Origin of the sequence: Endozoicomonas sp. ONNA1 (assembly GCF_024606325.1) — a bacterium.
Taxonomy (GTDB): Bacteria; Pseudomonadota; Gammaproteobacteria; order Pseudomonadales; family Endozoicomonadaceae; genus Endozoicomonas_A.
On the sequence record NZ_JAHHPN010000968.1, the window covers coordinates 1 to 1,160 of the forward strand.

The 1,160-nt window shown below is 48.8% G+C and carries 2 protein-coding genes; both read left to right on the forward strand.

Going from position 1 to position 1,160, the window contains the following annotated elements:
- Window positions 1-344: hypothetical protein (locus tag KDK19_RS23380; RefSeq protein WP_257293062.1), on the forward strand; the 344-nt coding region annotated here is incomplete at its 5' end.
- A gap of 105 nt (window positions 345-449) precedes the next feature.
- Window positions 450-1,160 (forward strand): hypothetical protein (locus KDK19_RS23385; protein ID WP_257293063.1); only part of this gene is annotated, 711 nt, incomplete at its 3' end.

Here is a 1,160-nt window from a genome sequence, read left to right on the forward strand (position 1 = left end):
AGGAAAGTGCCAATACACTGCTGTTAACCTCGATCCATTATTTCAGGCTGGCTACCCGACTGATAGCAGAGGGTGACCCTGGGTCAGGACAAGATAACCTTAAAAAGGCACTTGAGCATGTGGAATCCGCATTGGAGAAAAACCCCTTGAGTGCAAGTGCCTGTTCGCAAAAAGCGCACTGCCTCAGAATGATGCGTTACAGCGAAGACGTGTGGAGTGAATGGTTCAAAAAAGCCAAAACCCTTGACCCCGGCAGGGTAGAAAAGTTTAGAGCTGACGATGCCTGGCGAATCACCGAAGCGATAGCTCTTCAAAAGGTGCAGAATCTGGCACGGCGAACATAAACCTGCCTGCCACTCACCGTTTTATTTAATTCCGGGATTAAGACGCTGCCATGAACTTCTATACCCGTTTGCTGTCTTATGAGCATAAAGGGAGGTTACATTGCCATGAGTTACGGATTACCACCAGCCTACGGTTCTGCATCGCAACCGTCACAACATCGCTTGCCTGAATCCCATCAGGACACTGATAAAGACAGAAAGCCTGCATCGAAATTAGACCCGAATGCGCCACTCTTTGTTCCTCGTGATTCTTGGGACGATCGGTCTTCGGCCAGGTCTTCAGCAATGCCCCAAACTCTTCGCCATCGGCAAACCAGTGCGCACAGAGCCTCTTTTTCTCAAAGGCCGCACCCGTCAACGAATAAGCAATCGACTGTGGCGGCTAAACAAAAAGTCGACCAAGCTTTCAAAGCATTGAAAAAGCAACATTTCACCGATGCAGAAAAACAATTCCTGGCCATCCTGGAAGAATGCCCGGACGAATTGAGCCAATCCGACTACCAAAACTCGGTCATAGGGCTGGCAAGGTCGCTTAAAGAGCAAAACCGGGAAAAACAGATAAAAGCCTGCACTCGTCTGGAAGAACTCAGGTTGAAAGGCCACTTGACTGCACTCAGGGCTTCCAAAATTCACCACCTTGACCTGACCCTGAGCCTCTGTGAACAGGCACTTGGGTGGTTCCCGAAAGCTGAAGAACGACTTATAAGACTGAGAAATATAAAGCCCGATGCTGATGAAGAGATCCTTTGCCAGCATTCCAACTATTTTGACGCTGATATGGCTAATGCCCGACTGTGGTCATTGATGGACAAACAT